Genomic DNA, 17843 nt, shown 5'->3' with positions numbered 1-17843 from the left:
GTCACCGTGCGCTTCCTGACCGGTAGGGCCGCCACGCTGCGGCACACACTCCTAGACGACGAAGACGTGTTGGCCGTCCCTGCCGTGTCAGTGACCGTACGGGACGCCACCGGCGACACCGTTTACACGGGCCCCGCCACCAGCTCGGATGACAGCTGGTCGGTGTCGGTGCCTTCACTCCCCCAGGGCGTTTACACGGCCTCTTGGGTGGCCCCCGATGTGGCCGCCGATCAGACCACCTTCGAGGTGGTGGGCGGCTTCCTGTTCAGCATCCCCGATGCGCGCGGGTCGGACATGGACCTAGCCGATAAGGCCCGGTTCCCGGCGGGCGAAGTGCGCCACTACAGAGACGTTGTTGAGGCCGAGTTCGAGCGGATCACGGGACGGAGCTTCACCCCGCGCGTGACGCGCGTCGAGGTCGAGGCGGACGGCACCCGCACCCTGTATCTCGGGCACCTCGACGTGACGGCCGTCGCGGCTGTTGACGGCCCCTCCGGGCCCGTGGACGTGAGCGGCTGGACCGTTGATGGTCTCGGTTTCCTTCGTGCCCCGTATGAGCTTCCTGACGGCGACCGGTTCACGGTCACGCTCTCTTACGGCTTCGTCCTGGCCCCCGAGGACGTGAAGCGCGCGGGCTTGATCCGTCTCCGCTCCCTGCTTACCGCGGAACGGTCCGGCATCCCCGACCGGGCTACGTCCTTCGTGGCCGCCGAGGGCGGCAACTTCACGTTGGCGACCCCCGGTCGCGGCGGTTCTGAAACCGGCATCCCCGAGGTCGACGCGACTTTGAAGCGGTACCGGTACGAAGTCTTCAACGACGTGTTCGGGGTGTCGAGGTGAGTACGAACGCATTCGAGGTGAAGGGGGCTATCCGGGACCTGATCAAGGCGCGGCCCGAGTTGGCCGGCTATCAGGTCACGTGGGGCTTCCCGACCCGCAACCCCGAACGTCGTTGGGTGTTCGTCGGCGAAGTCATGTGGTCCGATTCGGATTGGGCGACGCTGAAGAGCCGTCAAGAGACGTTCGAAGTCTCCGTTGTTCTGAACTGCCAGATGAGCGGCGGTTCTGCGGAAGAGGTCGAGCGAGAGCTTCAGACCATGTCCGCAGGGATTGAGGACGCCATGAAGGCGAATCCCTCCCTCGGCGTTCAGTCGGTCATTGCTACCGACTTCGTTCCGAAGAAGCTGATGAGCTTCCCCGGCGATCAGGCATTTGAGGGCCAGCTAGAAACCGTTGTCCGCGTAAAGGCGAGGCTTTGAAGACTCTTGTGTTTCCCGGCCCGGAAGGGGCCGTTGATGTTCCCGCCCTCGGCCTTACGGCCGTTCAGGGTGAGCCTGTCGAGGTTGCCGACGCTGTGATTGCGTCTGCTCTTCTTCGCCAGGGTTGGCAGGAAGTTCCCGCGAAGAAGGAGACGGCTAAGTAATGGCCACGATCTTTGACCAGTATTTCGGCGTTGTCGACGAGGTTACCTACGGCACCGCCGTTGCTCCGACGAAGTTCTACGCCTTCCAGTCCGAGGGCATCGAAGGGAAGTACGAGCGGATCGATTCCGAAGCAATTCGGGCCGGTTCCCGGGCCCTTCGATCGGACCGTTTCGCCGTAAATCCCAAGGGGGCCGAAGGGGATGTGAAGCTGGAAGTTCTTTCCGGCGGCTTCGACTTCTGGCTCAAGCACATGATGGGCAGCGTCGCCTCGGGTGCCCCTTCCGGCGGGTTCACCACGCACACGGCGACCCTCGGCGACCTGAACGGAAAGTCGTTCACGGCACAGGTTGGCCGCGTCGATAACCTCGGGGCCCTGATTCCCTTCACGTACGAGGGTGGCAAGGTTCGCGAATGGGAGATCGCCAACGCGGTTGATGAGCTTCTCACCCTGTCTCTCACGATGGACTTCGCGAAGGAAACCGTCGGTGCCAGTACCGGCGCTTACGCGGCGGCCACCCCGACGTTCGTGGCGAACACGAAGCTCTTCAGCTTCAATAGCGGCACGGTGACCGTGGCCGCCTCTTCCTTCGATATCTCTGACTTCTCGCTGAAGGCCTCGAACGGCCTGAAGGATGACCGCTACTTCATCAAGAACGGCGGTAAGAAGAGTGAGCCGCTAGAGAACGACCTTCGCAAGTATGAGTGGTCGATCAAGGGTGAGTTCAGCGGTACCGCGCAGATGAACCGCGTTGCTGCGGCCGTGGCGAGTGGGGCTGTCGCCGATATAACCGTTCTTTGGGATGGGCCGGACAACACTCAGTTCAAGGTTCAGATGCCCTTCGCCCGGTTCGACGAAGGTCCGGTCACTGCAGGCGGCGTCGAGATTCTCACTCACGATCTTTCCGGTATCGCGCTGACCGACGGTACGGCGTCCCCGGTGACGATCACTTACAAGGCTCTGACGTAAGGCCTTCTTTTTTTGGCCTGAACCTAGCATTTGGAATCTATACGCGGGGGGATTTGGATATGGCTGTTGAAGGCTTGGCCGGAAATATTGAAGGCCTATCCCAGTTCACCCGCGCTCTTGCGCGTGCCGGTGCTGACGGCGTGCGGCAGGAAGTGAAGGAAGCCAACTTTCAGGCCGCTGACAAGCTGGCCGATGCGGCTAGAGAGAAGGCTTCGGGCCTTTCTCGGCAGCAGGCATCCGCCGCTCAATCCCTTCGAGCTACCAAGACGCAGAACTATGCGGCGGTCCGATTGGGAAGCAAGCGGAAATCGTTCGCGCTCGGTGCCGAGTTCGGTTCGGTACGGCGTACGCGTGCGGGCCGCATTGCCCGCGGCTTCCAGGAATGGCGAGGAAACCAGTTCTCGGGTTGGTCCGGGGGCCCCGGTTACTTCCTTCACCCCACTATCCGCGAGAAGGGCGATCAGCTCATCGCGGAGTACCGAAACAACATTGATCGCTTGATGGCGGAGGCATTTCCAGAATGAGCACCAGCACCCCCGAGACCGTTTCCCTTCGTATCGACCCCGACGTTCTGACGATTGGCGACCTCGAAGACTTTGAGGACGTTGTTGGTTCTCCGCTCTATGACGTTCTTCAGCCGAAGCCCGTTCGCGATGAGTTTGGGAAGAAGGTTCTCGACGCGGACGGCCGGCCGGAGCTTCAGACGCAGATTCCGACTAAGGCCCTGAAGGCCCTTATCTGGATTACTCAGCGAGTCGAGAAGCCTGACTTCTCTCTTCAGGACGCGCGAAACGTCAAGGTGGCCGCTCTCGAACTGGTGGCCTCGGACGGCCAGGGAAACGACGAGACCGGCGACTGAAGGACCGTGCGGCCTTTTGTCGCTTCTACCGCATGACGCCCGATGAAGTTCGACGGCTTACAGCCGCCGAATACCGGGCCTTCTGCGAGTACATGAATGAATTCAACGCAAGCAAGGGGTAACCGAAGTGGGAGGCGATTCCAGGACGCTTCGCGTTGTCATTGTCGGAAACGCTGACTCCGCGCAGGATGCCATTGATGGTCTTGCGGATTCGTCTGCCAATGCGGGTGACTCCGTCGGAGCCATGGGGGGAAAGTTCGAGGGCCTGAAGGCCGGGCTTGCGGGCATGGGGGCCGCCATTCTCGCGGCCCTCCCCCTGGCCGCCCTGGCGGGCTTCTCGAAGGGCCTCGACGAGATAGGCAACCGGGCCAAGCTTGCCGCCCAGATGGGGCTTTCCGGCGAAGACGCGGGCCGGGCCGGCAAGTTGGCCGGTGACCTGTACGTGGGCGGCTTCGGCGAGTCAACGGCCGAGGCGGGCGAGATCGTCAAGCGGGTCTCTCAGGACCTGAACATGTCTGTCAACTCGGTCGACTTCAAGCCGGTCGCCAACAAGGTTGCCGCCCTGGCAGAAACGTTTGATCTCGAAGTCGGCGGGATCACGAACGCTGTTACGCAGATGCTCACCAATGGTTTGGCGAAGAACGCTGACGAAGCATTCGACGTCATCACGAAGAGCATGCAGAACGGCGCTAATAAAGCTGACGATCTTCTCGACACGATTAACGAGTATTCGCCGCAGTTCGCCAAGATGGGATTGTCCGGCCAGCAGGCAATAGGCATGATCACGCAGGCAATCAAGGGCGGTGCCCGCGATTCGGATAACGTCGCTGACGCTATCAAGGAATTCACGCTTCGGGCGGTCGACGGATCGGAAACCACCTCGACGGCGTTTAAACGACTCGGGATCGATGCCGACGACTTCACTAAGAAGTTCACGAAGGGCGGGGCCGAGGGCCAGGCCGCGCTAGACCAGGTCTTTGACAAGCTCCGAACCCTGAAGGGTGCCGAGTGGCAGACGACCGTTACGGACCTTTTCGGCGGTGCCGGTGAAGACCTCGGCGTTGCCATCAACAAGATTGACCCGAGTAAGGCCGTAGCGGCCCTCGGAAAGGTCAAGGGTGCGGCCAACGACATGGCCGACACCATGAACAACAACGCTTCCGCGAAAGTCGAGAGCTTCAAGCGGAAAATGGAAATGGGGTTCACGAACGCCTTTGCTACGGTCATCACGAAGGGCCAGCAACTAAGCGATCGTTTCTCTTCCATCTTCGGCGGCATCGGCAATGCGCTGGAGCCTGCCATTGCGCCCGTGCGCGAGGGCATTCAAGGCCTGGTCGACATGGCCGGCCCCCTTCTCTCGGACTTCTCTGGCTTCTTCCGCGGAACTCTCGTACCGCTCTTCAAGGATCTTTGGGCCACCTGGCAACCGGTCCTGGTGCAGCTCGGCACGACCCTCGGTTCTTACTTCGCGTACGTCAAGGCGATCTTTACCGCTTTCGTGACGGTCGTGAAGTTCCTGTGGGGGATCTTCGGCGGCTTCCTTCTCGACACCGTGAAGAACGTGTTCGGCGGAATAGCTCAGTTCGTCTCGGGCGTGTTCCAGACGATTCAGGGCGTCTTCCAGATCTTCAAGGGTCTGTTCACGGGTAACTGGTCGCTCATGTGGTCGGGGATCAAGAACGTCTTCGGCGGCATCTGGAATGCCATTGTCGGCGCGTTCCGCGTATACATTTACGGCTCGATCGTGGGTATCCTGCGAGGCGGCGTCCTGCGCCTGCTGACTCTTTGGAAGAGCGGCCTTACGGGCATCCGAACTTTCTTCGTCGGGATCTGGAACGGAATTCGTGCGTTCTTCACCGGCAAGGTTCGGCAACTCACGGTGGCCGCTTCCAACGGTGCCGCAGGCATCCGGAAGTTCTTCGTCACCCATTTCCAGTCTCTCGTGTCTGGCGTGCGGGACAAGGTGACCAGCCTATACAGCACGGTGAAGGCCATTCCGGGGAAGATCAAGGGCTTCTTCACCTCCCTTCCCGAAACCCTGAAGACGATCGGCAAGAACATCATTCAGGGTCTCGTCAACGGCATTAAGGGTTCCCTGGGGGCCGTTGTCGGGGCGGCGCAGTCCATCATCGATAAAATTCCTGGACCGATTAAGAAGGCTCTCGGCATTCACTCGCCTTCCCGCGTCATGGCGGAAATCGGTAAGTGGGTGACGGCGGGTCTCGTTAAGGGCATGCTCGGGGGCTCGAAGTCCGTTCAGGCCGCCTCCGTGAAGCTTCAGGGGTACATCACAAAGGCTTTCAAGGCCGGGTATATATCGAAGGGCAAGGCAGACAGTCTTCACGCGTACGTCTCGAAGCAGAACACGAAGCTTCTCAGTCTCGCGAAGTCGCGCGAAGCTATCGCCTCCGATATCGCTTCGGCGAATGCGAAGCTTGCTGGTCTCAAGACTGCGAAGTCCGAGCTTGCCGTTTCTATCGCCGATAAGGCAAGGGACTTCGGCTCTTTCATGGGGGCTCTGGACTCTTCGGAGTACGGCGACAACTCGGCTTCGGCAGTCCTGTCCCGCCTGAGGGGCAAGCTTTCCGGCATCATCGGCTTCCGGCAGAACCTTGCCGCATTGGCAAGTCGCGGCCTCGGGCGCGGCATCATCAACGAGATTGCGCAGGCCGGCCCCGAAGAGGGCGGCCAGATGGCCGAAGCCCTTCTGAGTGCTGGAGTCGGCGAGATATCCCAACTCAACTCGACGTTTGCCAGCCTTGGCAGCGAGTCGAGCAAGCTGGGCACGTTCGCGGCCTCGAACTATTACGACGCGGGCATTGCGGCAACTGAGGGCCTCATCAAGGGCCTTCAGTCGAAGCAGTCGAGCCTCACAACGGCTATCACAAAGATGGCCGAGTCCATGGTCAAGACCCTGAAGAAGAAGCTCGGGATCAAGTCCCCTTCGAGGGTCTTCCGGGCCCAGGGTGCTTTCACGGGTGAAGGCTTCGCCCTCGGCGTCGAGGACCAGCAGGGGGCCGTTCAGGACGCGGTGAACGCGCTCGCGGGCACGCGACCGACGGGGCGTCTCGCTAACAGTTCTCTAGCCCGTGAAGCGGCCGTTGTTGCGGCCACCAGCTCGGCGGCGTCCCCCACGGTCCACGTGACCGTTCAGGGCAACGTGACGGCCGAGAAGGCTCTAGCGAAGTCGATAGCAGGGACGATCCGAGACGAGATCGTTCGTCAAGGTAAGCGAAATGGCGGAAGGACGGGCCTCTAAATGGCGGGAGAGACTATCCCCCCGGTCACTGTTGAGGTGGCCTTTGATGGAGGCCCGTACTCCTCCTCTTACGCGTGGTCCGACGTGACCCCGTGGGTTTCCTCGTTCGATGTGAAGCGGGGCCGCTCGTACGAAGTCGACCGGATTGAGGCGGGAACGCTCGACCTCACTCTAGACAACTCTGACGGGCGGTTCACGCCCGAGAAGAAGACAATCGGGAAGGATCTACTCGGGACCGGCTACAAGTCGGTTTCGACGACCGATCTCACTTCCCTTTCTCTCCCCTGGTCTCCGGGCTCCATTCCGGCTACGCCGATCACTCCGGGCAAGTCCTATGTGTTCAACCGGACTTGCTACACGAACGGCAAGCAGGTCATTGCCCGCGTGGACTGGCAGTGGTTCAACTCCTCGTATTCGCAGATCAGTTACGTGTCCGGGGTGGACCGTTGGGCCGTCGACTCTTCGCAGCGCGCTTTCACGTCGACCTCGACGGCCCCGGCGGGGGCCGTGTACCTCGAAGTGTGGGTGTACGTCGAGAGTGCGCCCGAGGGGAAGTCGGGGGTGACGTTCGCCCGGACGAAGGGTGAAGTCTTCGAGCGGGCCCCCTACTGGCCGAACGTGACTCCTCGACGCCGCGTGCGCGTCCGTACCGCCAACCTGATGCCGAAGGACACCAGCACGGGCGGGGACGTGTCTCAGACGGCCGCGAACTTCGAGGTCTCGCATGTGGCCGGCCAAACGAAGGCCTTCACGTCGAGCTTCTCGCGGGCCGGTGTCGGGTCCCTTCAGGTCGGCTTCGCGGTGGCGGGCGACGGCGTCACGGCCTTCAACTCTTCGGTCCGGTGCGGTTGGGTCGAAACCCAAGAGTGGGGCTACTGGACCGGGACGCTCACGTTCAGCCGCACGCGGCTAATCCCCCGTGGCCTGGCCCGAGTTGTGGCCGGACAGACCTATACGGCGTCCGGCTTCTACCGCATGGCCACCACCTCGACGGCGGCCAACCTGGCCGCGCGCATCCGTTGGTACAAGGATGACGGCACGTTCCACAGCGCGTCTTCGGCGGCCACGATCACGCCCGTCTCGGGTCAGTGGGTGTACTGGACGGTGACCGGCGTCGCCGGTGGTGCTGCCTCTTCCGGCGTCACCCTGGCCGGTATCGAGCTGGGCACCACGGGTGCCGCCTCGGGAGTGTCCGGCGCGGTTGACTGCCTTCAGCTCGAAGAGGGTTCCGCGGCTTCCACCTGGACGCCCGGCGGCTCGATCTTCTCGGGCTATGTCGAGAAGTGGCCGGTGAAGATGAACGGCCTTACCTCGGAGATCTCCGTCTCTGCGGTCGACGGCTTCAACGTGCTGGGCACGACCGAGCTTCAGCGCCCGGTGCGGCAACACATCCTGTCTTCGGCCCCGTGGGGCTACTGGCCGCTCACTGAAGGGGCCGGGGCCAGCTCGGCGCAGAACCTTGCCGACGACACCCGTCCGGCCGTCCTGAGGGCCTCGAAGTACGGGGCGGCTACGGCCGCGTTCGGGGCCGCTTCGGTCGTCCCGAACGACGACGGAACGTCGTGGTCCCTGGCCAACATCGCGACCAACAAGGGGACGGTTGTCGACGCCACGAACAGCGGGGCATACGCGTTCCCGACGCTTGCGGATGAATTCGCCGTCAGCTTCTGGTGCCTGCCGGTCCGGCCGGCCTCGGGCAACACGGCTTCGCTCTTCCGGGCGACGGACGCGGGTGGCTTCCGCATGGTCGAGCTGTCGCTAGACAGCAGTGGCTATGTCACGGCAACGGTCGCGTTCCCGAACAACGGGGCCAACCCCGGGGGAACGTCCCACTCGATCACGTCCTTCGAGACTCTCTCCACCTCGAAGGGGAGCGTGATCACTTTGAGCGTGAAGGCCGGAAACGGCCTGTTGACCATCAACGACGTTGCGCAGGGCTATACGGGAGATCTCGACGGCCCTGCGGTCGCGACGCAACTTCGACAACCGAAGTTCATGACGTTCGGGGGCAACCTCGGCGGAACGTACGCGCAGGACTTCGCTAACGGCCGGTACGGCCACCTGGCCATCTGGTCGCGGTCGCTCCTGTCCGAGGGCGACATGAGCTATTACATCGGCGCCAACGACTACGGGCTTTACGGCATCTACCGTGAGACCGAAGTCGAACGGCTTTCCCGCGTAGTGAAGATGGCCGGATATACCGGGGAAACCGTTCTCGACTCTCCGGTGTCGGAGATCCTCGGCTTCGATTGGGAGGAGGGAACGACGGCTCTCGAAGTCGTGCAGACCTCGGCCGAGGACGCTTCGGGATACGCATTCATGGACGGAGACGGGCGGCTCACCTATCACAACCGGCGACGGCGACAGAGCGGCCCCCTTCGGTACACCCTCGGGGAAGCTTCAGGGTTTCCGTATCTGACCGACCTAGAGTTCCTGGTCGACGAAGACAGGGTTGTGAACGAGGTTGCGTTTACACGCCCTGGCGGTGCCGAGGGCATCATTCGCGACACGGCTTCCATTGCGGCCTACGGCCGGAAGAAGAAGAGCGTGACGCTTCACGCGTCGACTGACCAGGAAGTCACGAACAGTAGCTACTGGTACGTCAACCGGTACGCAAACCCCGTGACCCGGTGCGATGAAGTCACCCTCGAAGCGACGTCTTGCCCGGCCCTGTTCCCGGTCGTTCTCGGCGTCGAGGTGGGGGACAAGATTCGGCTTGCCGACATGGCCCCGCAGGCCGCAACCGCGTCCATGGACTTCTACGTTGAAGCCGTCCGCACATCCGCCGTGGCGAACGGTGTAACTCCCGAGTGGGTAACAGTTCTTTCTCTCTCGCCGGCCTCGGTCGCCGACGTATGGGTCATGGAAGACGAGACGCTAGGGATCCTCGACGATACGGCCGTTCTGGCTTGGTAGGTCCGGCAGAAGGGGCGGCTTTCGGGCCGCCCCTTCTTTGTGTCCAGAAAGTGAATCCGCATGGCAACTGTTCCTTCAACTCAGACCTTTACGGCGGGTGAAAAGGTCACCTCGACGAAGCTCAATGCTGCGACGAAGACGGTTCTCGATTGGCTGTTGAATCCGCCGTTGGCAATGGTTTGGGGTTCCGCTAGCACTTCGGCTCTTCCCACTGACGGTAGTGGTGTGCTGCATAACTTCTCTCTTGAGAAGTTCGACACTGACAGCATGGTTGATCTAGCCACTTCGGCGGACAAGATATCCGTTCAGACTCCCGGCTTGTATGAGCTGGACTGGTCTTACGGCGTGACGATTACCGCCGCAACTAACACGGCTGCGAATACGCCGGGCCATGTGAACACGAACGTATTTCTCTACCTGAACGGAACCCCAGTCGGCGTCACTTCGTGCCGCCCGATCGCTGCGGGATCGGTAACGGTCGCCCATGCTCGTGGACGGCTTCGCCTCGCTGCGGGTGACGTACTGCAAATGCAGACTCAGACTCGCCTGGCCACGGGAACTACGGCCGCAACGGTCGTCCCCTACAACAACTACAACAGCCCGAGCATGGCGGCCCGTTGGGTCGCTCTGTAACCGGGATAGGAAGAAGATGGATTTCCTTGCTATTGCCGGTTGGGCGTTCGGGGCGATAGCCGCTCTCGGGGCCCTCGGGGCCGCGTACGTGCGTGTGCGGTCCGATGCGGACAACGCCACGGCCGAGATTTGGAAGGGCGAGGCGGAAGCCCAGAAGGCTCGCGCTGATCGTCTTGAAATGCAGCTCGAAGAGCTGACGAGCCGTGTTCTGCGGCTGGAGTCCGAACGCGAGATGTTGATCAGCATGGCGACCGGCACGGCCGCTATCGCTGACCTTCGCGCCCTGGTCGTGCAGCAGCACGACGAACTGAAGGCTCTTCTCCCCTAGCCGTCTCCCCATATTCGTTCACCCCGTTCCGGGTCTTCCGGGCGGGGTTTTTTCATGCCCGAAAGGTGCTCCGCCATGGCTTCTACCGCCGCCGCTCTCCTGAAGTTCGCCGCTGCTGATCTCGGCTTCAAGGAAGGGAAGGATAACGATACGAAGTTCGGCCGCTGGTATGGCCTGAACTACAACCCCTACTGTGACATGGCTGTTTCTTATTGGGCCGAACAGTCGGGCAATCTCGACGTCGTTGGCCGATTCGCCTACTGCCCTTCCCACGTGAACTTCTTCAAGGCCCGGGGTCAATGGATTTCGCGCAATGCTGCGGCTAAGCCTGGCGATATCGTGTTCTTCGACTGGGACGGTGACGGCGTCGCCGATCACGTGGGTGTCGTCGAGAAGGCGTCGGCGGCCGGCGCTGCTGTTGCGACGATCGAGGCCAACACTTCGGCGGGTACCTCCGGTTCCCAGTCCAACGGCGACGGCGTTTACCGCCGGACCCGCTACCGCTCGACGATTCTCGGCTTTGGCCGTCCGGCCTACGAGAAGGCCACGGTTATTGACGTGATCAAGGCGACCATTCCGGTAAAGCCGAAGGTGTCGCTTTCTCAGATCATCGACGCGGCGAACACGGACCCTGGTAAGGCGCAGGGGCACGCTTCGCGCCCGGCGGCTACGAAGCTTGTCGAGGCGGCCCTGAAGGCTGAAGGGCTTCTCGAAGCCCGCTACGCCAAAGACGGTTCCTTCGGATCGACCACGGTGAAGGCTTACGCCCTTTGGCAGAAGCGTTCTCGTGTTGGCCGTCCCTACGACGGCATTCCCGGCAAGGCCAGTCTTACCGCCCTCGGTAAGAAGTACGGCTTCTCTGTAACCAAGTAAGGGAGTACCCCCGTGAAGTACCTGAAGAGTTCCCCCGCGCGCGTTCACGCGCTTCTCGTCATCCTCGCCGGTCTCGCGGTCGCATATCAGGAGAGCGGAAAGGTTGGCCTGGCCGTGGCTCTTCTCGGCCTCGGCGGTGAGGTTGTTCAGCGTGTCGAGAACGGCAAGACCCTGTCTGCCCTTCTGGAGCCGTCGCCCTACGACCAGTAGCCCGAGGTAGGGCCGCCATGCCTCCGCGCGGCCCGTCAGCATGCCTACGGTTACGCGAACCCCCTACACCCTTCCGGGTGTGGGGGGAATTTCTTCGTTCCGGCTATTTGTTATTGATCATATCCTCCAGAGCGGCGAAAATCCACTTACCAATCGATAAAGCAAGAACGGAGGCCATGATTCCGACATAAACTGCCGAGATCGTCCTTTTGAAGAACGGGGAAAATTTTTCATGGTGAACTCTTTTAGTCGGCGTCTCGTAAAGGTGGGAAGTCCTGCATGACATTTCTTCCCTAGTACCATCTACGAGAACCGAGATTTCTACTGCCTGCCCACTTGAGATGAGGCCCTTCTTAATTCGAAGGACTGACCCCGTGAAGTCGATTCCTGGGACCGGCGCTGTAGTCGGCTCCACCGTCGTTTCGATGATTGAAACAATCGGGTTCTTCAAATCGAATGTAAGCGAGTCGTCCCCGCTCGCAAAATCAGACTCTGCAACATCGCGCCGCCCAGAGTTTTTGAGGGCAAACCGAACAAGTCGAGGCTTCGCAAGTGTCCTGGTGCCGGACAGCACGGTGACCGAGGATCTCGCGGCCCCGTGCGGAATGAGTGGCGTATCAGATTGGATCGCCCAGAAAACTCGACGCTTCGGCTTCGCCACATAGAGGGCACCCCAGAGGGCGGCGACCCCAACGACGATGGTGACCCCCGCCCCGATGAGCGCACTCCACATGTCGTTTGACCCGATGAAGGGTTCGGCGATGATCACTGGCTTGCCCCCGAGGCTCTCGCGTCTCGCTGATCGACTGGACAGCCTAGGCCTGCGGGACCGCTGGTGCGGACCGTTTACACGGGCCCGCGGGCCCTTGATCCGGCCGCTACCCTCGAAGCATGGCGGAGCATCTCGGGGAACGGCTTCGGCGGCTTCGCCGCATGGCTGGCCTCACGCAAGAGGAACTAGCGCACCGGTCGAGCGTGTCAGTCGACGTGGTGAAGAAGCTCGAACAGCGGCAACGACACTCGGCCGCGTTGCCGACGCTTCACGGCCTGGCGGGCGGCCTCGGCGTCGAGCTGACGAGCCTTCTCGGCGACCCTCCCGGAGTGCCCTCGAACGGCGAAGCCGACCCGCCTCAGCTGGTCGCCCTGCGCCGCGCGGTCATGCCCCCTCTGTTCATGCCCCCGCCGGACCCGTCCGGGGTCGAGAAGCTCACGTTGCCTCTCCTCCGCAAAGAGATCTCCGCAGCGTGGACGCTCTACCATGACGCCGAGTTCGGGGCCCTGATGGAGGTTCTTCCGGGCATCGTGAACGATGCGCGATTTGCTTCGTCCGTGGGCAGCTCGGCGCAACGCGCCGAGGGCCAGGCCGCGTTGGGGAAATCCCTTCAGTTGGCCGGCCATCTGGCAATCCGTCTAGGGAAGCTTGACCTGGCTCTCTCCGCACTCGAACGAGCCATGAACGCGGCGTCGGAGTCCTCGGACCCCCTCTTGGGGGCCATGGTGACCAACTCGGTTGCGTGGAACTACCAGAGACAGAACCGGTTGGGCGATGCTGAACATGTCGCCGTCTACGCGGCGGATCGCATCGAGAATGAGAGCGTCTCGACGGCCGAGGGCGTACGCGTATGGGGTGGGTTGGTCATGTCCGCGGCGACCTCGGCGGCCCGTAGCGGGGACTACGACAAAGCCTCGGACATGATGCAGACGGCCGAGGATGCTACGAAGCGTCTCGCGAAGCTCCCCCCGCCCGTCGACGGCAAGATGGTGAGCGTCTTCAGCCGTTCCTCGGTGCGCATTGAGCGCGTGCGCCTGGCCGTGCAGCATGGCCGCCCCGAGGAAGCCCTGACCCTGGCGAAGGGCATGCGCCTATCGGGCGACACTCCCCCGTCGTGGCGTACCTGGCTCCTCCTCGACGTTGCCCGCGCTCACACCGACCTCGGCAACGCCGAGGGGGCCGTCAAGGCCCTTACGCGGCTCCGCGATATTGCCCCGGCATGGATGCGGCATCACACGCTCGCCGTGGCCATCGTGACCGATCTGTGGGCGACCTCGAACCGACCGCCCGGTCTCCGCAAGCTCGCCGAGTTCCTCGGGGTGACCACCTAAGCCCCGAAAAGGGGGACGGGACGTCCCTGTTGGGTTCGCCGCCTGGCCCGGAGTATCTCGGATGCCAGGTGTCAGCGAGGGGACAGGACATGTCCGAAGCGGTAGGTGCCCAGGACTCGGCGTTAGAGCCGGTGCCGGTTGAGGGGTGTCACGCGTGCGCAGTTCAGGCCGTCTCGCGGGAGGACGCGCGTGCCGCGCGGCTCCCGGAAGTCGTGGCGCGCACCAACCATGAGATCTCCAAACATCCGCATCCTTCGCCGGTGGTTCTACGTCGCCCGCTCTCCGCTCTGGGGGCAGGCGTATGAAGGCGCAGAATTTTCCCGGCCCGGTGGTCGCCCTGAATCTCGACAGTTGGCTGTATGAGGCGAAGCCGAAGCGCGGTTGCGCCCGATGTACCGACGAGAAGGCGAAGCTCGATCGCGCGGCATCGGCCGGCGACGCGTCGGCGCGGTTCGAGGCGGCCCGCAACATCCGGCAGTGCACGCATCGGGCCGGGGGGTGACCGATGTCCCCAAACGGCATAGCTCGCCCCCGGGCGGGCCGTCGCGGATACGAGCCGGGTCCGCTTACGTTCCATGAGTGGTGGCTTTCCATAGCAACCATTTGCGGCATGTGCTTCGGGCACAGGGAATACCGGTGCCCGGAGTGTGCGGGTCTCGACGGGTGCCCGACCTGCGGCTACCGGAATACAGTGGCTTGCCGCCAGTGCTCTCACGGCCACCTCGAACCATCGATCTGAACTCCTGTCCTGTCGGATTCAAGGAATCGGTTGTCTCCCAACGATCGAGCAGCCCCGGCAGGGCAGGGCATGACTCCCTCACGGGTTCCGTGATCGACAACAGCGGGTGAGGGATTGTTCTTGCCTCGGCCGGCCGTGACCTTGATGGACGGCCGGGGCGGGCTTGCACGCGCTAGGCTCCATTCGTCTACCTGGAAGGACAGTCACCATGACGACTGCGCCGTTTGCGCTCCTCGTAGAGTCCCCGACGCCCCCCGTCGACCGGACGCCCACCTTCACGTACGACAGGTCCCGGCAGCTCAACGTGACTCTCCGCGGTGACGCGGTGGTCGACGTCGCCGAGGAGCACGACGCCCAGGCGGTCAAGAAGGACGGCGGCTTCACCAACGCCCTGGGGATGCTGTTCGGGCCGTCCTACACCCACAACGCCCAGGGCCACAAGAAGGACGACGACTGACAATGCTCCTGCCTCCCACAGTGCTCGTCGTCGCTGCGCCCGGCGACCTCAGCGCCGATCTCGTAGTTCGGGAACTCGACAACCGCGGGACGGACGTTCACCGGATCAATCCTGCCGACCTGGTGAAGCCTGGCGTACTGCGTTTGACGGGGTACGCCGATGAAGATCCCCTGCGGTTCATCATTTCCGACGAGCACCGAACGACGCCTTCAGCCTCGATCGTGTCTGTCTTCTGGTGGCATCCAGATGCCCCCGAAGGGTGGGCGCAGGGCGAGTCTCGGGCGGTTCTTGAGGGCCTCCTATACGGGCTCGAAGGCGTCGTGTGGGTGAATCACCCGCTCAAATCCGCAGCAGCCAAGCCCGGTCCGGGCCAGCTGAAGCAAGCGGCGATGCTCGGGTTTCGCACTCCTCGCACGATCTACACGAACGATCCCATGGAAGCGGTCGCGTTCGCTGACGAGCATGGCGGGCAGGCCGTCTGCAAGACGCTCACGGGCCACAGCGAGCGATTCGTGCCCGCTCGCATCGTGACGGCGGAGGAGATCGAAGCGGACGCGGACGCTGTTCGTCGAGCCGTGCACTACTTCCAACAGCCCGTGGAGAAGGTGCACGATATCCGCCTCACGGTGATCGGGGAACGGCTCTTCCCCTGCAAGGTCACGTCCCGGGGTGGATCGCTCGATTGGCGGGCGGTGCCTGAGGAGGATCTTCGCTTCGAGCCTGTGAGGATGAGCCAGGGGCTCATCAAGAAGGTCGAGAGGCTGATGCTTCAGCTTGGGCTTGAGTACGCGGCCTTTGACTTCGCTGTCGACGCTTCCGGTACGTGGTGGTTCCTGGAAGCCAATCCCTCGGGCCAGTTCGGGTTCGTCCAAGCCGCTACGGGCATGGCGCTCTCGCGGGCCATCGCGGAGCACCTGTATGAATCCGCCATGGCTTCGCGGGTGTTCACCCCGGACGGAGGACACCGGGCTTCGTCCTCGGGGAAGAAGCGGAAGAACGGCGCCAACTGAAACCGGCACTCAGGCCGGCCCCGGTCGTCGCCTCCCCCCGTGGGTGATGGCAGGGGCAACACAGAGAAGGGGCGGCCCGCATGGGCCGCCCCTTCTTCCTGTTACTGGCAACGCTCGTACTCATCCTGGAAGGCGCAGGAGAGACGAACGATGCTGATTCGCGCAATCTTCGCCGCTTCGTCAAGGTCGGCGGTTCCGTAGTTCTCGGTAAGCCACCAGCTCTTAGCCTTCTCGCGAGCCTTCCACTCGACCCACTCGGCTTCCCGGCGGGCCGCTTCCGCGGCTTCCTTCTTCGCCTTGTCGGCGGCCCTGGCCGCCATGTTCACGGCCTTCTGAGTCCATCCGGCGGCCTTCGCCGCACAGCTCGACCCGTAGTAGTGGTCAAGGGAGTCGTTCCCGTCGGCGTCAAGCTCGATCATCTGAACCGTGCCCTTCAGCTCTTCGAGCCCGCACAGTTCGCAAGTGGTGATCTGGTCGGTCGTTCCACCGACTCGAAAGACCTTCATTGCGTTCCCCTCTTGAGTTTTCATCCCCGGACCGTTCGGCCCGGTTTCTCGCTGACAAGAGAGACAGTAGCGCGTTTAAACGGGTTTGCCAAATGCTAGCTTCGAGGCAAAGGGAAAGGGCCGGTTGCCCGGCCCTCGGTCAGACGCTCTCGGACCCCTCGGCTTGCGCCGTGTCCCACTCCTCGACGTTCCACGCGTCGACTCGCACAACCTTGGCGTCAACGCTCGCCAGGGCGTACGCGGTCCGGACTTCCCGGCCGGCCACCGGGGCCACGTCCCAAAGGGTCGGGACGCGCACGGTCATGGTCCACTCGCTGACGTCCGGCCAGAGTTGCGCGGTCGCCCCGTATTCGCTGAGCACTCCGGTAACGGTGTCGAGGGCCGAGGGGTTCACGGCCAGATCGAATCCGCGGTGCCTCACTCGCACAACGGCCTGATACTCCTGCATAGTTATGCCTTCTTTCTCGCTGACACGGTGAAGGGGGGCCGGATCACTCCGACCCCCCAGCGAGGCTACAGGGCCCCGAATCTCCTAGCTACGGCTTCATTGTTCCTCTGCCCTCGGCCGTTAGTGTTCCGGCTTATCCATTCTGCGGGTTTCGTCAGATCCGGGGGGAAGCAGAGCCATCCATGGGTTCGCTTCTCCACTCGGTAGCCGACAGCCTCGATAGCCTTTGCCAGTCCTTCGGGATCCCGCCTTACCTTCGCCATGTCCTGTCCCTTCCTGCCGTTCTTCTCGCTGACAGGGGGAACGTTACTAGCATTTGGAATCGCTGTCTAGCAGCTCGGGCGGTTGGGTTGTTGCTGTTGTCTTTCGTCTTGCTGTTTTTCTCAGGCTCCGGGTGCCCAGATTGGGGGGAGCTTGTGAACCCCCCCTTGAAGCAAGCAATAGGCCCCCCACGTATGGAGGTTGCTCACTTCAAGAGGGGATCTGAACTCCGGTACGCCCGAGTCGGTACGTCACTATTCAGAACCGGCATTGAGGGAATTAGCCTCGCCGCAGGGCCGGGTATGTGTAGCTAGCTCCGGGGGCCGCATGCCCGCTCTCTCTGCGAGAGCACTGGTCCGGGCCTGCCTTCACCCAATCCGTCTAGCTACTTCGGTAAGCCTCTCGTTCTCTACCTCCCGGGGCTAACGGGGTCGGTCTTTTGGTGAAGCGGAGCCGTTCTCATACCGCTGACGTTCTGGACTCCCCCGGTTGTCACACGGGGGCCGCAGGGCGGTTTCCTGGGGCCGCTCTCCCTTGGCATGTCGTCTCCCCCCGGTGCCATCCGTTGGGCCGTCGTGCGCGGCCACGGCCAAGATCACGCCGTGCGCCACGGACGTTACTAGTATTGGGAATGATCGCGCAACCTATGTTTTGGTGATGCAGCCCACGCGTTTACACGCGATACAGATCTAGGTTCACATCTCAGGTTCCGCCCGGGGGCCGGCCCGGGAGGGCAGGGGCAACCAGCGGGCCTCACGGGGCCGTTCGCGGGGCCGGTGGGGAGCTTGGGCCAGGTCGAGCCTGCGGGGCCCCACGGGGCCGCCGAGGGCTGTTCGAGGGCAGCAGAAAG

18 protein-coding genes are annotated in these 17843 nt (G+C 62.7%); 15 read left to right on the top strand and 3 right to left on the bottom strand.

The window, feature by feature from the left end:
* The first annotated feature begins 6 nt into the window (after positions 1-6).
* The 11 genes from ABZ725_RS41985 to ABZ725_RS41935 all read left to right on the top strand — a co-directional run bounded on the left by ABZ725_RS41985 (position 7) and on the right by ABZ725_RS41935 (position 11469).
* Positions 7-840 carry a hypothetical protein gene (locus ABZ725_RS41985; protein WP_358807625.1) on the top strand — a complete coding sequence of 278 codons (834 nt, stop codon included), beginning with the start codon at positions 7-9 and terminating at the stop codon, positions 838-840.
* Positions 837-1259, top strand: coding sequence for a hypothetical protein (locus tag ABZ725_RS41980; RefSeq protein WP_358807624.1), 423 nt, complete (start codon positions 837-839; stop codon positions 1257-1259). Before ABZ725_RS41985 ends, ABZ725_RS41980 begins: the two co-directional genes overlap by 4 nt.
* Positions 1260-1422: 163 nt before the next feature.
* Positions 1423-2391 carry a phage tail tube protein gene (locus tag ABZ725_RS41975; RefSeq protein ID WP_358807623.1) on the top strand — a complete coding sequence of 323 codons (969 nt, stop codon included), beginning with the start codon at positions 1423-1425 and terminating at the stop codon, positions 2389-2391.
* A 59-nt stretch (positions 2392-2450) separates the two neighbouring features.
* Positions 2451-2915: a hypothetical protein gene (locus ABZ725_RS41970; protein ID WP_358807622.1), complete on the top strand. Its 465-nt coding sequence runs from the start codon at positions 2451-2453 to the stop codon at positions 2913-2915.
* Positions 2912-3250, top strand: coding sequence for a hypothetical protein (locus tag ABZ725_RS41965; RefSeq protein ID WP_358807621.1), 339 nt, complete (start codon positions 2912-2914; stop codon positions 3248-3250). Before ABZ725_RS41970 ends, ABZ725_RS41965 begins: the two co-directional genes overlap by 4 nt.
* 127 nt (positions 3251-3377) lie before the next feature.
* Positions 3378-6509, top strand: a complete 3132-nt coding sequence (locus tag ABZ725_RS41960) for a phage tail tape measure protein (RefSeq protein WP_358807620.1) — start codon at positions 3378-3380, stop codon at positions 6507-6509.
* A complete protein-coding gene (locus ABZ725_RS41955) occupies positions 6510-9425 on the top strand; it encodes a hypothetical protein (RefSeq protein ID WP_358807619.1) in 2916 nt (971 codons plus the stop codon).
* Between the two features lie 60 nt (positions 9426-9485).
* A complete protein-coding gene (locus tag ABZ725_RS41950; protein WP_358807618.1) occupies positions 9486-10058 on the top strand; it encodes a hypothetical protein in 573 nt (190 codons plus the stop codon).
* Between the two features lie 16 nt (positions 10059-10074).
* Positions 10075-10386 (top strand): hypothetical protein, encoded by a 312-nt coding sequence (locus tag ABZ725_RS41945; RefSeq protein ID WP_358807617.1) that lies wholly within the window; start codon positions 10075-10077, stop codon positions 10384-10386.
* Between the two features lie 75 nt (positions 10387-10461).
* On the top strand, positions 10462-11259 hold the full coding sequence (locus tag ABZ725_RS41940; protein WP_358807616.1) for a CHAP domain-containing protein: 798 nt from the start codon (positions 10462-10464) through the stop codon (positions 11257-11259).
* A 12-nt stretch (positions 11260-11271) separates the two neighbouring features.
* Positions 11272-11469 (top strand): hypothetical protein, encoded by a 198-nt coding sequence (locus ABZ725_RS41935; protein WP_358807615.1) that lies wholly within the window; start codon positions 11272-11274, stop codon positions 11467-11469.
* A gap of 103 nt (positions 11470-11572) precedes the next feature.
* Here ABZ725_RS41935 and ABZ725_RS41930 read toward each other — a convergent pair whose 3' ends face one another.
* The gene (locus tag ABZ725_RS41930) at positions 11573-12238 is read right to left on the bottom strand and encodes a hypothetical protein (RefSeq protein ID WP_358807614.1); all 666 of its coding nucleotides are present in this window, start codon (positions 12236-12238) and stop codon (positions 11573-11575) included.
* Between the two features lie 122 nt (positions 12239-12360).
* Here ABZ725_RS41930 and ABZ725_RS41925 point away from each other — a divergent pair, with 122 nt between their 5' ends.
* From ABZ725_RS41925 to ABZ725_RS41910, 4 genes are all read left to right on the top strand, one after another.
* Positions 12361-13572: a helix-turn-helix domain-containing protein gene (locus ABZ725_RS41925; protein WP_358807613.1), complete on the top strand. Its 1212-nt coding sequence runs from the start codon at positions 12361-12363 to the stop codon at positions 13570-13572.
* A 301-nt stretch (positions 13573-13873) separates the two neighbouring features.
* A complete protein-coding gene (locus ABZ725_RS41920) occupies positions 13874-14074 on the top strand; it encodes a hypothetical protein (RefSeq protein WP_358807612.1) in 201 nt (66 codons plus the stop codon).
* Between the two features lie 445 nt (positions 14075-14519).
* A complete protein-coding gene (locus ABZ725_RS41915) occupies positions 14520-14768 on the top strand; it encodes a hypothetical protein (RefSeq protein ID WP_358807611.1) in 249 nt (82 codons plus the stop codon).
* A 2-nt stretch (positions 14769-14770) separates the two neighbouring features.
* Positions 14771-15778 carry a hypothetical protein gene (locus ABZ725_RS41910; RefSeq protein ID WP_358807610.1) on the top strand — a complete coding sequence of 336 codons (1008 nt, stop codon included), beginning with the start codon at positions 14771-14773 and terminating at the stop codon, positions 15776-15778.
* A gap of 101 nt (positions 15779-15879) precedes the next feature.
* Here the strand turns inward: ABZ725_RS41910 and ABZ725_RS41905 are convergent, their stop codons facing one another.
* Together ABZ725_RS41905 and ABZ725_RS41900 are read right to left on the bottom strand one after the other, a co-directional pair.
* The gene (locus tag ABZ725_RS41905) at positions 15880-16308 is read right to left on the bottom strand and encodes a hypothetical protein (RefSeq protein ID WP_358807609.1); all 429 of its coding nucleotides are present in this window, start codon (positions 16306-16308) and stop codon (positions 15880-15882) included.
* 115 nt (positions 16309-16423) lie between these two features.
* Entirely contained in the window at positions 16424-16678 is a 255-nt protein-coding gene (locus tag ABZ725_RS41900) for a hypothetical protein (protein ID WP_358807608.1), read from the bottom strand.
* Positions 16679-17843: the final 1165 nt, after the last annotated feature.

This window comes from Streptomyces sp. NPDC006872 (assembly GCF_040635845.1).
Lineage (GTDB): Bacteria > Actinomycetota > Actinomycetes > Streptomycetales > Streptomycetaceae > Streptomyces.
This window is presented reverse-complemented; position numbering and strand designations above follow the sequence as displayed.

Excerpts from the sequence above, each read along its gene's own strand:
- ABZ725_RS41905 (WP_358807609.1), bottom strand. The coding sequence starts at position 16,308 with ATGAAAACTCAAGAGGGGAACGCAATGAAGGTCTTTCGAGTCGGTGGA.
- ABZ725_RS41925 (WP_358807613.1), top strand. The coding sequence starts at position 12,361 with ATGGCGGAGCATCTCGGGGAACGGCTTCGGCGGCTTCGCCGCATGGCT.
- ABZ725_RS41940 (WP_358807616.1), top strand. The coding sequence starts at position 10,462 with ATGGCTTCTACCGCCGCCGCTCTCCTGAAGTTCGCCGCTGCTGATCTC.
- ABZ725_RS41975 (WP_358807623.1), top strand. The coding sequence starts at position 1,423 with ATGGCCACGATCTTTGACCAGTATTTCGGCGTTGTCGACGAGGTTACC.
- ABZ725_RS41965 (WP_358807621.1), top strand. The coding sequence starts at position 2,912 with ATGAGCACCAGCACCCCCGAGACCGTTTCCCTTCGTATCGACCCCGAC.
- ABZ725_RS41910 (WP_358807610.1), top strand. The coding sequence starts at position 14,771 with ATGCTCCTGCCTCCCACAGTGCTCGTCGTCGCTGCGCCCGGCGACCTC.
- ABZ725_RS41945 (WP_358807617.1), top strand. The coding sequence starts at position 10,075 with ATGGATTTCCTTGCTATTGCCGGTTGGGCGTTCGGGGCGATAGCCGCT.
- ABZ725_RS41920 (WP_358807612.1), top strand. The coding sequence starts at position 13,874 with ATGAAGGCGCAGAATTTTCCCGGCCCGGTGGTCGCCCTGAATCTCGAC.
- ABZ725_RS41950 (WP_358807618.1), top strand. The coding sequence starts at position 9,486 with ATGGCAACTGTTCCTTCAACTCAGACCTTTACGGCGGGTGAAAAGGTC.
- ABZ725_RS41970 (WP_358807622.1), top strand. The coding sequence starts at position 2,451 with ATGGCTGTTGAAGGCTTGGCCGGAAATATTGAAGGCCTATCCCAGTTC.
- ABZ725_RS41955 (WP_358807619.1), top strand. The coding sequence starts at position 6,510 with ATGGCGGGAGAGACTATCCCCCCGGTCACTGTTGAGGTGGCCTTTGAT.
- ABZ725_RS41915 (WP_358807611.1), top strand. The coding sequence starts at position 14,520 with ATGACGACTGCGCCGTTTGCGCTCCTCGTAGAGTCCCCGACGCCCCCC.